Genomic DNA, 14,154 nt, shown 5'->3' on the forward strand with positions numbered 1-14,154 from the left:
GCGTCGAGGTCACACCCGGATCCATGCCGAACCCGGAAGTTAAGCTCGACCGCGCCGATGGTACTGTATGGGGTACATACGGAAGAGTAGGTCTCTGCCAGAGAACTAGAAAAATAAAAAAGAGGGAAGTAAATCTCCCTCTTTTTTATTTTTCTAGTTCTTATTTTTTAAGCGGTAACGGCATTCTCATTATGGGACGTAAATATAAATTCTTCTCTCACGAGATTATGGGGAAAATAAAAATCCTCATACCAGATTTTGCTATATCTCCCCAGATTTTGCTATATCTCCGGTGCGAGCAGAGCGATTAGGTCGGTGGGGGAGGAACCGGCGAAGAGCGCGTGGGTGTCGAACCCCTCGATCGCTTGGGCGACGCTCTCTTTCGTGTAAGAACAACCCACAAGGCACGAGAGAAGCGGCGCATATTCTCCACTGCCGAAGTAATCCCCACGGAACGAACATTCGGAGATCTTTCCCTCATCAACAACTAAAAAGACCTCGACCCCGCCCCAGGAAAAACGCGTCTTTTTGCGCTCTGTGAAACAGGGCGACGAACCGTAATTCCACTCCCAAGTAGAGTATTTCTCAGTTTCAAGACGTTTGACCTCGGCTAGAATGTCTTCGTCCAGAGCCAGGGGCGTCAAACCTTGGACTCCGCGTTGCAGAGAATCTTGAAACTCGCTTACCGATAGAGGAGCTTGCAGGTAGGGCTTGATATTTCCCACCCTACCACGGATGGACTTGACAGCTTTGCTCTGGAACTTGTCCTGGGAAGGGCGCAGGGCTTGGGATAAAATCTCCAAGTCGGCGTCGTAGAGGAGAGTCCCGTGGTGCAGCATGACACCGCCCCTTCGATATTGCGCGCCGCCGGAAACCTTCTTGCCCTCGATAGCCAGGTCGTTGCGCCCCGACAACTCGGCCCGAACCCCCAGGATTGCCAGGGCCTGAATGATCGGCTCGGTGAAAAAAGCGAAGTCGAAATCTCCGGAATCCGGCATGACGAAGCTATAATTGATGTTTCCTAGGTCGTGGTACACCGCTCCCCCCCCGGAGTTGCGGCGCACCACATGTATGTGTCGTTCCTCGACAAACGACGTGTTGATTTCCTCCAATGTATTCTGAAAACGCCCCACGATGATGGACGGTTCGTTCCGCCACAGCATGAAAAAACGGGATTCCTCGCGCGCAGCCCGGAGACAAAGGTATTCCTCCAGCGCTAGATTGTACTGGGGTTTGGTGTTTCGGTTTTCAATCACGTACATCTCAGGCCTCCTCAGGGTTCTTCGGCGCCGCGCCGTTTTTTTAAATTTTTTATTGAGGAATTTCTCCGCGCAAAATCAGGTGACGAGCCGCCTGTACCTCGTCCGGGCGCGACACCTTCGTGTTTTGGGGCGCGTTTTTCACAACGTCGGGGTTCGTCGCCGCCTCCTCCGCCACGGTCTTCATTGCCTCCACGAAACCGTCAAGGTCGGCCTTCGATTCCGACTCCGTGGGCTCAATCATCAAAGCTCCCTCCACTACTAGCGGGAAGTAGATCGTAGGCGGATGATAACCCAGGTCGATCAGGCGCTTGGCGATGTCCAGCGTCGTCACTCCCTGTTTGTGCTGAGCGGCGTCATTGAAAACGCACTCGTGCATACTGGGCTGGGGAAAGGGGAGGTTGTAAAGTCCCTTCAGTCGCGATTTGACGTAGTTGGCGTTCAACACCGCCAGCTCCGTCACGTCCTTCAGATGCCGCCCCAGGCTGCGAGTGTAGGCCAGCGCGCGGGCAAGCGTCGCGAAATTGCCGCAGAAAGAGTGAAGCCGGCCGATAGAAAGAGGCGTGTCCCAAACCAACTCGTATCGCTCTCTTTTTTTCATGACCCTGGGAACGGGCAGGAAGGGCTCCAAAACATCTCGCACCACTACGGGGCCAGCTCCAGGACCTCCGCCTCCGTGGGGCGTGGCGAGCGTTTTGTGAACGTTGATGTGAAGCACGTCGATGCCCATCTTTTCGATATCGGCGTAGCCCATGAGGGCGTTCAGATTGGCACCGTCTCCATAGACCAACCCGCCTTTTTCGTGAACGATCTGCGCGATTTCCGCGATGTGTTTCTCAAAAATCCCCAAGGTGTTCGGGTTGGTGACCATGATGCCCGCGGTGTCCTCGTCCATGACTTCGCGGATTGCCTCTGGAGTCACGATCCCATCGGGGGAAAGCTGCACGGGAACCGGAGTGTAGCCGCACAGGGCGGCGGAAGCTGGGTTGGTTCCGTGAGCCGTGCTGGGCATAATGATCTTGTGACGCTGTTTGCCCTTATGGGCGTGATAGGCGTGGATCATCAACATTCCCGCCAGCTCGCCATGGGCGCCAGCCGCGGGTTGGAGCGACACGGCGTGCATCTTCGTGATCTCCAGTAGATCCCGTTCCAACTCATACATCAGCTTCAACGCGCCTTGAGCGTAAGCATAGGGCGTCAAGGGGTGCAAGTTCGCGAATCCCGGAAGCCCGGCGAGGTGTTCGTTGATTTTAGGGTTGTACTTCATGGTGCAGGACCCCAAAGGATAGGTTCCCGTGTCCACGCCGAAGTTCCAGGTAGAGAGTTTGGTGTAATGCCGAGTCACGTCCACCTCCGAAAGTTCCGGCAGTGCCGGTTTCTCGCCAACCAGACCTTCGTCCAGTTCAACTCTGGGAACGTCTTGTTCGGGAAGGCTTATACCGATGCGGCCCTTCTTGCTCCTTTCCCACAGCAGTCCTTCTCTAAAAGCCAAACCTTGAGTGCCTGGATGCGGGGCCATGTCAGGCCACCTCCTTCAGAATCGTGAAAGTAGCGAAGAACGCGTCCAATATGTCGCGGGTATGGGCTTCAGTGGCGCAGAAGAGGTAGGCATCCTTGTACCGGGGATCTTGGTACTCAGGGAAGAGATCCAGCTTCAGGCCGGCGAAGAACCCCCGCTCCAACAAGGCTTCATGACGCTTCTCGAAACCAGCGGGGGCCGTCATGGCGAACTCGTTGAAAAATGGGACGTCGAAAAGAGGTTTAAAACCTACCTTTTCCAATCCGGTCTTCAGGTAAACGGCTTTGTCGTGATTGAGTTGAGCGATTTCCCTCAGCCCCTCTCTGCCCGCCGTACTCATGTACATGGCAGCGATCAGGGCGTTGTGCCCGGAGTTCGAGCAGATGTTTGAGACGGCTTTTTCCCGGCGGATGTGCTGTTCTCTGGCCGACAGGGTCAGAACGAAGGCGCGCTCGCCGTTTTTATCAACGGTCTCACCCACCAGGCGTCCGGGGATGGCGCGGACGAAGTCTTTTTTGCAGGCTAGCATTCCCACACCGGGGCCGCCGAAGCTGTGGGGGATTCCAAAACTTTTCCCCTCCCCGGAAACGATGTCCGCCCCCTGGCTGCCAGGATTTTTGAGGAGCCCCCAGCTCATGGCCTCGGCAAAGGAGACCACCAGAAGAGCGCTCTTGGAGTGAGCAGCCTCCGCGGCGGCTTTCAGATCTTCGATGACTCCCAAAAAATTGGGGGACTGAACGACCAGAGCGGAGACGTCGTCGGGCATCGCGGCGTAGTCCGTTGTTCCGTCGACCCGCGCTTCCAGCTCCACCACCTCGAAGGCAGTGGGTCGGAGGTACGTCCGCAGCGCCTGAAGATAGTGGGGATGGTTGAGTCGCGAAACGGCGATCTTGGGCTTTTTCTTCACTCGGATAGCCATCAGCGCGGCCTCGGCCAAGGAGCTGGCCCCGTCGTACATGGACGCATTGGCGATTTCCATGCCCAGCAGACTCGCCGTCATGGTCTGGAACTCAAAGATCGCCTGGAGCGTCCCCTGACTAATCTCTGGTTGGTAAGGGGTGTAGGCCGTGAGGAACTCGGAGCGGGACGCCAAGTAGGGAATGTGGGCTGGCACATAATGAGCGTAGGACCCCGCACCGACAAAAGCCACGAGATTTGAGGCTCCTGCCATTTCCTCGAACTCGCGGGACAGACGCCATTCGCTTCTCGGCTCGATGTCGATTTCCGAATCCCGCCTGACGTCGAGAGGAATGGAGTCGAACAGCTTTTCGATGCTTTTGACCCCGATGACCTCCAGCATTTCCCGAATGTCGTCGGGGGTATGGGAGAGATAGCGCATAGCACTAGTCAACGGGATCCAAGGTTTTCAAGAAGGCAAGGTAGGCGTCGCTCTTCATCAGGGCGTCGAGTTCTTTCGAGTCCGCCATCTCTACCTCGATAATCCACCCGTCCTCGTAAGGAGAAGTATTGACTAGGTCAGGGTTGTCGGAGAGCGCTTCATTGACGGCCACGATCTTGCCCGTCACGGGGGAGTTTACATCACTGACGGCTTTGGTGGACTCCAGGGATCCAAAAGACGCTCCCGCCGTGACCGCTGTTCCCATAGAGGGTAATTCCACGTAAACGACGTCTCCCAGGCTGCTCTGAGCATAATCGTCCACGCCTATCCGCGCGTTGCCGCCAGTTTTTTTGACCCATTCATGGGTTTGCGCGTAAAACAAATCGTCTCTGATATCCAGTTCTTCAAAAGATTTCATTAATAATATACCTCCCCAATAAAATAAAAGTCTCAAAAATCATGGTTAAATTCCAACGCGCGCTGTGCGGTTCGGCCGAATATCCGATACGATCTCTACTTCTATGGAGCGGCGAGAGTCTTTCAGCGTCACCTTCGCGCCCGGCTCTAGAGGGCGCTCCACGCGAACGAACCCGCAGACTAGGCCCTTGGGTTTGAATGACGCCGGCTTATCGGGACTGGCAACGCTGTAAATTTTGCCTTCCATCCTGCCGATAGCCATGTCGATGGCGCAGGTGGATACCGTACCGATGGGTGCTTCCTCCCAAAGAACGGATGTGCCGTGGGTTTCGGTTTTCCGGGGATCGAACCCGCAGAAAGGGTAAGTGTACGACGAAAGGGGGTTGTCATAGATTCCAGAGCCGATAAAGTCCTTCGTGAACTTGCCCTCTTTGTCTCGAGGAAGAGCAAAGTCCCACGGGGTATGGACGAAGGGCCAGTTTCCGATGTCCTGGTGAGAAAGAGGCAGCACGGCCCCTACCCGTAAGGAATCGCGCGCGGCGAGCCCACAGGGGATGACGTCGCTTCCTCCCGCGTCAAGGATCATGTTCCAAACGTCCAGAGTCTTGCCATAGGGCATGATGATCTCGAACCCGACCTCGCCCGTGTAACCCGTGCGGGAAAGCAGAATCGGGATGTTCCCATCAAAGGCAATTTCGGATACGGGGTTGGAATAATCGCCGCGGAACTGAAAATACCGGAGCCCCTCTATCGTTCCCCGACCCTTTTCTAAGAGCCTTTTTATGATGGCGACCGAGGCGGGGCCTTGGAGGTCGATCTTGCTGAAGCATCCGCTCTCGTCCGTGACGGTCACATCCTGAAAAACGTTATGTTGTTCCAGATGCCGCTGTACCGCCGGACCCATCGCGGCATTAACAATCAGGATGTACTCGTCTTTGCCGAGATTGTCCTTGCCAAGGTTATAAACGATGGTGTCGTCTACAACATGACCCTGTTCGTTTAGAATCATACTGTACCCGCACGCTCCAACTCCTAACTTCGAGATATTCCGGGTCAGACAAAGTTGAATCAGGTTGAAGGCCTCTTTACCTTTGACGCGTAAGAGGTCCATGTGCCCGATGTCAAAGACTCCGCTTTTTTCGATAACGTACAAATGCTCTTTGACGCTGCCTGTGGAGTACCAGAGCGGCATTTCCCATCCACCAAAGTCCGTGAGTTCTCCCTTGAGTTCCCTATGGATCGCGTTCAACACCGTTTTCCTAAACAAATTTCCATCTCTCCTTTCCAATGAAATATTGAAAGCGTTTATGAAAAAAATAAAAAACAACCCAACAATAAGCTATCTTGATTGGCGAACGCCAACACAAAATATTCCGTGAACAACGCAAAGTTTTTCAGTGACTCACAGTAACTTATCGTGTGAATATCTTACTTGAATTGGACCATTATGATTACTTATATGGGATACCACATGACACAGTTCCCCCTTAAGACAAAATTCCTCTGTCACGACATCATAGGCACTCAAAATTCGTCATTTCAGAGTCCTGTCCAGGTACGATCCCTTTTGCCTGAGAGTTTCCATTTCGACCCGCGGCCAGCTCAAAACTTGCCCCTTCGGCGCCTCGGTTTTACGCGTCGTTCACGAAACGTAAGACCAAAGTCTCTCACGTACCTTTCTTTCAGGGTTATGTGATAGTGTATTATGGGAGAGTTTTAAAATTTGTCAAGAGGCAAATCAAGCCTGTGTTGTTCGTTGCTCCTCATGGTTGCGAGGCTTTGTTATGTTCTGTTTTTTGTATACTTTAACAGTAACAGTGCGCGCGGTGGTGTGAGAGGACGGCCACTCGACTAACGGGCGACCGTCTACTTGATTACTCCGTCTACTTGATTACTCTATAGGTAGAACATCAATGGAATAGAACGTCAAACCGTTGAGATGACCGAGGTCGGAATTTTCAACGCGCGCCTCCAACTGAATGAGGTTGGGATGCAGAGGCGAATTTTGTACGACTTCCTCCGGAATCTCGAACACGAATCCGCCGTCGTAGTCTTTCAGTTTCGTTCTTTTGACTTCAGAGCCATTACAGTAAAAAGATACACCGCTTTCCTGATCTTCGGCATTGAAGGGGATCGCGTGTACGATAATTTTACAAGCCTGAATTTTATCGATGGGAAGCGCCAAAACCATTCTCTCTTCAGCGGAACGGCGTCCTTTCTCTGGGGCTCTTCCCAAAAATTTCCCAAGATACCCGATATTTTTTCTCCAGCCGCTTATCAGGATTGTCTGCTCAATATCCCGATGCGGAGACGAATGCTCAATAAAACGAAACCATCCATTGGGGCTGAATTCGGCAAGTGCGGTATCCGGCGTCAACGGCGGAGCGGGGTCGAGGGCGGCGTCTCGCATGAGAATATCCCGCAAGCTCTTTTGGAACGTGTTCTCCGGTTCGGCCCAAACGGGGAAGTAATAGACCCTTGGCGCTCGCCCAGCCTCCGCGAAAGTCTTCAGGCTAGGATAAGGTTCACAGGAAGACAAGGCTTGTCCCAAATTGATAACTTGGACATTCTCGTAAGATTTCAGCCGATTCAAAAAGTCATCGAACGCCAGCGTTTGCGCCACGCGAAAAGCGTTGACCCGCGTAAGGCCAAGAATGATCAGAACGCTTACAAGACCCAGCGCCCAGCTCCAGCGCAGAAGGTGACGCCTGAAAAGCGCATTCCCGCGCCACGCGTATGTCAATGTCCTCCGCAAAGGAAAAAGGGCGACGAAAAAAAGCATGACTAAAAACAATTGTTCCACATATCCATATCGGGACACCAAGCCAGTGTCACCGTTATAAAAAATGAAGTTTCCTAGAACACAGGCCGAGAGCACGACCATCGCGGCACAGGTTTTTTTCGTGTCCTCTATTTTGTTCTTCGCAAAACACCAACAAACATAGAAAAGAAGAAAAGCTGCCGCGATGATGGCGGCGCGTGGTCCTTCGTAGAAGAAATCAAAGACCACCCTTGCTCTCGCGAACAAAGATAATGATCGCCCGTAAATATCCACGGATTCCGATAGTCTGGAGGTATAAAGAGCAACGGAACCCCAGACAGCACAAGCCATGCCCCAAGGAAAAAGAATGGAAAAAACTTGCCGTCTGATCGGGCGTTTTTTCAGAACACTGTACGCGAGTACAGTCAGTAACGGAAGCAACAGCAAAACAAAATTTTCCTTGACGCCTATCGCCATGAAAGCGGCCAAGCACATCACAGACCAGGCGAAAGAATAGTTTTTGACATAACGGGCAAAGCCGTAAATGAACATTGCCGTCCACAGGCAACCTTCAATTTCGGACGGGCCCAATCTTCCCCAAATGTCCACATAACAGGGCAGCGCCGCAAAAAACAACATCCCTAAAAGAACGAAAGGCGCAGGGTAAAAATAATGGATGGACAGCCCTATGCAGATGATAGAGAAGAAAAAGACGAAGAAATTACACAGAAACCAAGTTTCAGCGTTCATCCCGAATAAATATATTTTTGCGGTTTGCCAGAAATAATATACCGGACGATAACGTCCCGTCTGCCCCCATTGAACGACTTCCGTTTTCGAGAGAACCGCCCGAAAAGCCCGCAAAACATCATGATCGTTTTTCTCCATCACCAAACGTGAAGCTACGATCGCGTGATCATCAATGATCCATAATTTTCCTCGGTAGAGGGGCCATAATAAGACAATAGTGATGAGAAATCCTAAACAATAAATATAACTTCGTCGCACAGTCTCTACCCCCCCCCATAAGCGGATAATTTACGCCGCCTATTGTCTACTCCGATTTGTCCTTTATGACAAAAAAAGGTCTATATTTTGCCTGCATATGAACTTTTCCAAGATATTCCCCAATAATGCCCATACACATCAACTGTATTCCTCCAATCAACAGAATACTCGCTAAAATCGAAGTCCAGCCAGGCAAAGCCGAACCTCGTAGGTAAGCGATAATCGCATATAAACCATAACTCCACGCGGCCAAAGAAAAAAATACCCCTATCAACAATGCCCAGCGTAAAGGCCTGACACTGAACGATGTAATTGCGGAAAAAGCCAACATGAACATTTTTTTAAGCGTGTATTTCGATTTTCCATACAATCTTGCTGGTTGCTCATAATCGACATAACCGTGAGTGAATCCCAACCATGCTACTATTCCCCTTATAAACAAATGTTCTTCTTTCAAATTATTGATGTACTCCACAACGCGCCTATCTATAAGGCGAAAATCAGCGACATCTTCCTCTATTCGACATTCGGTCAACACATTGTTCAATTTATAAAAAGCCTTTGATGTCAGCTTTTTTAGTGCGCCTTCCTTTTCATTTTTTCTCCTGGCGCTCACCACTTGGCATCCATTTATCCATTGTTCCAACAGTAAAGGGATTATTTCGGGAGGATGCTGAAAATCTCCATCCATCGTTATGACGCCGTCGCCTTTACTGTACAATAACCCCGCTCTCAGCGCCACTTGGTGCCCAAAATTTCTGGCAAAAGAAATATAGCGTATTCTGGATGGAAATTGTTTGCTCAGACCGCGCAAAAGCTCCAATGTGCCATCTGTACTGGCATCATCCACAAGGACGATTTCATATTCGATTTGATTGGCGATCACCTCGTGTATTTTTTCAACAAGAAGAACAATATTTTCCTTTTCATTGAAGACAGGGATCACTATTGACAACAACTTTTCCGTATTCATATTCTTTATATTTTTTTATAAATCGTCAGTGTGGCAAAAGACATGTAATACGCTAAACAAGTTCTCCATAGACATCTGTCTTCCAAGGAACTTAGCAGTGACACCATTTTTAAATATCCATGATTTAAAAAAGGGAAAGCATCCGGATTGTACCATAAAATGTAAGCTAAAAGCCCCGGATATAAAGTATCAATGGCCTTTAAGTCGTGATTTAGAAATAATCGGCGCAATTCAGGAGTTTCAAAGGCTTTTTCTGTTGAATCATCGAAGAGAGCGTTATTTTTATAAATTGACGACCTTATTTTTTTGAGAAAGTAATTATTGTTAGTAGGTTCAAAATTGATGAAAATACCTCCCTTTTTCAGAACTCCGCTTAAATTGCGTATAGCTCTATCGACATTGGAATAAACGTGATGCAAGCCGCCAATAAGAATGATTAAATCATATGTTTCTTCAGAAATATAGCTCGTGACATCTTGAATGGAAAAAGACAAAAAGGGATATTTTTTTTGAGCGTAATGTATCATTTCTTTAGAATAATCGAAGCCATGATACTCGAAATCTAACCTCAGATTATCTTGCAGGATTTTATATCCGTCCGCAGAACCACACATCGCCTCCAATACCTTTACCGGATCGCTCAAATTCCATAAACGTGCGTTTCTAAACGCGGCTTTCCAGATATTCTTCTTTAATAAATCAGACCTCGGATTGTCGCGCGCTTCATGATATTCACGCGCGATTTTGTCGAAATGTTCTTGTTGATGTTGCACTAAAGAGTCTACCATTGCCCATTCCCCAATCCGGCCTCTGTGATAACCAAGGTTTTACTTTTTTACTTTTTACGAATACCTCTGCGAAGTATACCAAACGATTGTCAAAAAATCATCTGTCACCTGGAAAATATGATTGTGACAAGTATCAGGATCCTCACCTTCCGGCCTTTTCGTGAGTAGGAACAAGTGTTAATATGACAGAACGTAACCGAAGGACAAAAAATCACTCTCGGCGGAAGGACGGGATGGAAGATGCAGTTGCAAAAAGAGAAGTTAAAAAGAAACAGAAATCTGGCCAAGGGATACTCTCCCGACGCAATAGAAGAAAAGTGGTACGACGCTTGGGTCGCAAAAGGACTTTTCAACGCTGAAGTAGACAAGTCCAAGCCTCCTTTCTCTATCGTGATTCCGCCGCCCAACGTGACGGGTTCACTTCACATGGGGCACGCCTTCAACAACACCTTTCAGGACATCCTGTGTCGTGCGCGGCGAATGCAGGGCTACAGCGTCTTATGGCTTCCGGGTACGGACCACGCGGGCATCGCGACGCAGAACGTCGTCGAGAAAGACCTGGCCGCCAAGGGTAAGACGCGCCACGAGTTGGGGCGTGAGGCTTTCGTCGAAAAGGTCTGGGAGTGGAAGAAAATCTACGGCGACCGTATCATCACCCAGATGAAAAAGCTGGGGAACTCCTGCGACTGGCGGCGCGAACGCTTCACCTTCGACGAGGGGCTGTCGCGGGCGGTACGGGAGGTCTTCGTGCGACTCTACAAAAAGGACTTGATCTACAAGGGAAAGTACATTATCAACTGGTGTTCCCGATGCCACACAGCCCTCTCCGACCTGGAGGTGGAGTATGACGAGAAGCCGGGCAAGTTCTACACCGTCCTCTACCCCTTCGAGGAAGGCGAAGGAGGCATAACGGTGGCAACGACCCGCCCTGAGACGATCCTGGGCGACGTGGCTATCGCCGTTCACCCCCGGTCGGAGCAATTCAAGCATCTGATCGGCAAAAAAGTCCGAGTGCCTCTGACGGGAGACGGAACCCAGCGCGCGATTCCCATTATCGAGGATAATATGGTAGACCCGGAGTTTGGAACCGGCTGCGTGAAGATCACCCCTGCCCACGACCCCAACGACTTTCTGGTGGGGTTGCGTCACGATCTGCCCCAGTTGCAGGTGATCGACGACCAAGGGATCATGAACGAGGCGGCCGGCGCGTACCAGGGGCTTTCTGTGCAGGAGGCCCGCGTCAAGGCGGCGGAGGAATTAGAGAAACGGGGATTTCTGATCCGAGTGGAGGAGATCACCCACGCGGTGGGTCATTGTCAGCGATGCAGCACCACGGTGGAGCCTTACCTGTCGGAGCAGTGGTTCGTCCGGGCAAAACCCTTGGCCGAGCGAGGGGTGAAGGCGGTTCAAGACGGCCTCATCCGCTGGGTTCCCGAGCAGTGGGAGAAAACATATTTTCAATGGATGGAAAATATCCGGGACTGGTGTATCTCCCGTCAGCTCTGGTGGGGTCACCGTATCCCCGCCTGGACCTGCGGGGATTGCGGGCACGTCACCGTCTCCGCCTCTGACCCCGACGAGTGCGAGCGCTGCAAAAGTAAGAACATCACCCAGGACGAAGACGTGCTGGACACATGGTTCAGCAGTGCGCTCTGGCCTTTCTCCACTATGGGCTGGCCGAACAAGACGCCGGAGCTAGAGTACTTCTACCCTACATCCCTGATGGTAACGGGGTTTGACATCATCTTCTTCTGGGTCGCTCGCATGATCATGATGGGGTTGGAGTTCATGGGCACGGAACCCTTCAAAGACGTCTATATCCACTCCCTGATCCGGGACGAGCACGGACAGAAGATGAGCAAGTCCAAAGGCAATGTCATTGACCCCCTGGACATGATCGACAAGTACGGCGCCGATGCCCTGCGCATGGCACTGGCGGCACTCTCGACCCAAGGGCGCGACATCTTGTTGTCCGCGGGGAAGATCGAAACTTACCGCTTCTTTATGAACAAGCTGTGGAACGCGGCCCGGTTCGCCCTGATCAATCTGGACGACGAATCTTGGAGCATCGACCCAGCTTACTTGCGGCTTCAAGATCGTTGGATCCTCTCCCGAATCCAGGAGGTCCTGGAGCAGGAGACGCGTTTGATTGACGAGTATGACATCGGCGCGGCAGCGCGTATGCTATATGATTTCATCTGGGGCGACTTCTGTGACTGGTACCTGGAGATGACTAAACCCGCCCTCCGGGGAGAAGAAGGGGAAGAGCGCAAGAAAACGGCCCAGGGGGTTCTGGACGAGTCCTTCAGGACATTGTTGCCCTTGCTGCATCCTTTCATTCCTTTCGTGACGGAGGAACTGTGGGCTGCCTTTGGCTATGACGCGGAAAGCGACAACACCGAAGGGAAGAGTGCCATCAACTCCATCAACTCTATCAACTCTATCAACTCCATCATGATGGCGCCTTGGCCGAAGATCAAAGACGAATACCGGGACCTTTCGATCCGAGGAACGATGCAGAGCTTTCAGGACGTGACACGTGCTTTGCGGAATCTGCGGGCCGAGGCGCACGTGGCTCCACAGCAGTGGATGGGTAAAGCCGTCATTCGCGTGGATCGTCCCGATGTGACGGCGATGCTTTCGGAGACCCTGCCCTTGGTTGTCATGCTCTGCCGCGTCAAAGAAATTGAGGTATTGCCCTTGTCCGCGCCACGCCCGTCTGCTTGCCTGTCCTCGGTGGTGGGAGAAGGGGAAATTAGTCTCCAAGTGGGGGACGTGCTGGATCTGGACGCGGAGATTGCGCGTCTGAAGCAAGATTTGGCGACGATCGAAAAATCTGTGGCCGTCAGCCGAGGACGTTTGGACAAGCCGGATTTCGTGGCCCGCGCTCCCCAGGAGGTCGTGGAGAAGGAGCGCGCCCGCGTCGCCGAGGGGCGAATTCAGATCGCGCGCCTGGAGGAAAATTTAAAGAGTCTCAATTCGTAAAAAGCAATGACCGACGGTAGAAAGCAACGACCGACGAACGAGCTTCAATAATTATTCATTAATAATCGACATTGGGGGGCGAAAATATGTATCTTGTCATCACGGCAAGTCCAAACGCGGATGGCCTTACGGCGGCATGTGGCCGCGCCGCGCTACGAGGGCTCGAACAGGCCGGGAAGACCGGAGAAATCATTGATCTGTGCGCCTTAAAGATACAGGGGTGCCTTGTCTGCGGCGATGGTTGGGGGATTTGCCGAGAAGAGCACCGTTGCGTGATTGAGGACGAATTTTCCGTGTTGCAGGCGCGCCTGAAGGAAGCGGAAGGATTGGTTTTGGTAACGCCTGTTTATTGGGGTCAGCAGTCCGAGCGGATAAAATATTTTTGCGACCGTCTGCGTCGTTGCGAAGCTAGAAAAGGGAACGGAAGCGTTTTGGCGAGAAAGAAAACCAACCTGGTGGCGGCGGCAGGGGGAACGGGGAATGGTACGGTCTCCTGCCTCACCGACATGGAACTTTGGTGCCGTCACGTGGGCGCGATTCCCTTCGAACGTATAGGCGTCACGCGATTCAACCGGGAGCCGATGCTCGCCGTGATTGAGCAAGCGTCGAAAGAATTGGTCGCGACCCCGTAAAGAGACCGGAACGAACGCAAATGCAGACGCAGACGTAGACGTAGACGTAGAGACGCACTACCGTGCGTCTCTACGTGGTTACGCATTTCTACCGTTTTCTGGCTAGGCAAAAATGTCCACTCGGTCGTCAATTTGTTCTTTCAGGGCTGCGAGGAATTTTATCACTTCGTCCGCGGGCACTTTGCGAACGACTTTTCCGTCTCGGCTGTCGATCACCTGAATTTGCACCACGCCAGCTTCTTCCAAGATCTCGTACTTTAATTCTCTGTCGAATATGGAAAGGAGGTCGACCGTGTGTTCCAGCAGTTCGGAAAGTGTTTTATGGTCGAAGGCGTCAGCCTGGTCCTGGAGCGTCTGTTGGGGTAGGACCGCTTCGACGGAAGGCGTGGCTCCTCCAAAAACCCCGCTCTGGATTTTTTCGAGAAGCAGGGAGCTGGAAAAAGGAGTTTTCGGCAACTTAATCTCCATAGTCC

11 protein-coding genes, 1 rRNA gene and 1 riboswitch are annotated in these 14,154 nt (G+C 51.7%); of the genes, 3 read left to right on the forward strand and 9 right to left on the reverse strand.

Annotation, left to right across the window (positions count from 1 at the left end; all coding sequences use genetic code 11):
* A 5S ribosomal RNA gene (gene rrf / locus LBJ36_10975) occupies positions 1–103 on the forward strand; the annotation flags it as partial.
* Between the two features lie 178 nt (positions 104–281).
* Here the strand turns inward: rrf and LBJ36_10980 are convergent.
* The 8 genes from LBJ36_10980 to LBJ36_11015 form a co-directional block, all read right to left on the reverse strand.
* Positions 282–1,262 (reverse strand): lipoate--protein ligase, encoded by a 981-nt coding sequence (locus LBJ36_10980; protein MDR1379555.1) that lies wholly within the window; start codon positions 1,260–1,262, stop codon positions 282–284.
* A 49-nt stretch (positions 1,263–1,311) separates the two neighbouring features.
* On the reverse strand, positions 1,312–2,778 hold the full coding sequence (gcvPB, locus tag LBJ36_10985; protein MDR1379556.1) for an aminomethyl-transferring glycine dehydrogenase subunit GcvPB: 1,467 nt from the start codon (positions 2,776–2,778) through the stop codon (positions 1,312–1,314).
* A gap of 1 nt (position 2,779) precedes the next feature.
* A complete protein-coding gene (gene gcvPA / locus LBJ36_10990; GenBank protein ID MDR1379557.1) occupies positions 2,780–4,129 on the reverse strand; it encodes an aminomethyl-transferring glycine dehydrogenase subunit GcvPA in 1,350 nt (449 codons plus the stop codon).
* The gene (gene gcvH / locus LBJ36_10995) at positions 4,122–4,535 is read right to left on the reverse strand and encodes a glycine cleavage system protein GcvH (GenBank protein ID MDR1379558.1); all 414 of its coding nucleotides are present in this window, start codon (positions 4,533–4,535) and stop codon (positions 4,122–4,124) included. Before gcvH ends, gcvPA begins: the two co-directional genes overlap by 8 nt.
* A gap of 45 nt (positions 4,536–4,580) precedes the next feature.
* On the reverse strand, positions 4,581–5,786 hold the full coding sequence (locus tag LBJ36_11000; GenBank protein MDR1379559.1) for a hypothetical protein: 1,206 nt from the start codon (positions 5,784–5,786) through the stop codon (positions 4,581–4,583).
* Positions 5,787–6,082: 296 nt separating this feature from the next.
* A riboswitch (glycine riboswitch) is annotated at positions 6,083–6,216 on the reverse strand.
* Between the two features lie 209 nt (positions 6,217–6,425).
* The gene (locus LBJ36_11005; protein MDR1379560.1) at positions 6,426–8,186 is read right to left on the reverse strand and encodes a hypothetical protein; all 1,761 of its coding nucleotides are present in this window, start codon (positions 8,184–8,186) and stop codon (positions 6,426–6,428) included.
* Positions 8,187–8,349: 163 nt separating this feature from the next.
* A complete protein-coding gene (locus LBJ36_11010; GenBank protein ID MDR1379561.1) occupies positions 8,350–9,276 on the reverse strand; it encodes a glycosyltransferase family 2 protein in 927 nt (308 codons plus the stop codon).
* Positions 9,277–9,281: 5 nt separating this feature from the next.
* The gene (locus tag LBJ36_11015; protein ID MDR1379562.1) at positions 9,282–10,064 is read right to left on the reverse strand and encodes a methyltransferase domain-containing protein; all 783 of its coding nucleotides are present in this window, start codon (positions 10,062–10,064) and stop codon (positions 9,282–9,284) included.
* A 240-nt stretch (positions 10,065–10,304) separates the two neighbouring features.
* Between LBJ36_11015 and LBJ36_11020 the strand changes: the two genes are divergently transcribed.
* The gene (locus LBJ36_11020) at positions 10,305–13,049 is read left to right on the forward strand and encodes a valine--tRNA ligase (protein ID MDR1379563.1); all 2,745 of its coding nucleotides are present in this window, start codon (positions 10,305–10,307) and stop codon (positions 13,047–13,049) included.
* 86 nt (positions 13,050–13,135) lie between these two features.
* Positions 13,136–13,681: a flavodoxin family protein gene (locus LBJ36_11025; GenBank protein ID MDR1379564.1), complete on the forward strand. Its 546-nt coding sequence runs from the start codon at positions 13,136–13,138 to the stop codon at positions 13,679–13,681.
* Between the two features lie 102 nt (positions 13,682–13,783).
* Here the strand turns inward: LBJ36_11025 and LBJ36_11030 are convergent, their stop codons facing one another.
* Positions 13,784–14,149 carry a flagellar protein FlaG gene (locus LBJ36_11030; protein ID MDR1379565.1) on the reverse strand — a complete coding sequence of 122 codons (366 nt, stop codon included), beginning with the start codon at positions 14,147–14,149 and terminating at the stop codon, positions 13,784–13,786.
* Between the last annotated feature and the right edge of the window lie 5 nt (positions 14,150–14,154).

The sequence above is a fragment of the Synergistaceae bacterium genome (assembly GCA_031267575.1).
In the GTDB taxonomy this organism is placed as follows: domain Bacteria; phylum Synergistota; class Synergistia; order Synergistales; family Aminobacteriaceae; genus JAIRYN01.